Source organism: Paraburkholderia sp. SIMBA_054, from assembly GCF_046534875.1.
In the GTDB taxonomy this organism is placed as follows: domain Bacteria; phylum Pseudomonadota; class Gammaproteobacteria; order Burkholderiales; family Burkholderiaceae; genus Paraburkholderia; species Paraburkholderia hospita.
In genome coordinates this window covers 1-211 of the sequence record NZ_JAWRXV010001940.1, presented here as the reverse complement: position 1 = coordinate 211, position 211 = coordinate 1, and the positions used below count along the sequence as shown (strand labels likewise).

1 protein-coding gene is annotated in these 211 nt (G+C 59.7%); it reads left to right on the top strand.

From position 1 onward, the window contains the following. Positions 1 to 211: IS4 family transposase (locus tag SB822_RS61790; RefSeq protein ID WP_410859764.1), on the top strand; the 211-nt coding region annotated here is incomplete at both ends.

The following is a 211-nucleotide window of genomic DNA, read 5'->3' as shown; positions in this document are numbered from 1 at the left end:
TTGACGCGCAACTACTGTTCGAGCGCGATGAATGGCGCGCGGCATACATTCTGAACAAAAAGAAACCACCCAGGACGTCACCGCGACTGAATGAGGCCGTGCGTCTGGTCGCCATGCTGGGTGGCTTCCTGGCCCGCAAAGGCGATGGCGAACCCGGAGTCAAGACCATCTGGCAAGGTCTGCAGCGAGTGATGGATTTCGCCGCCGGACT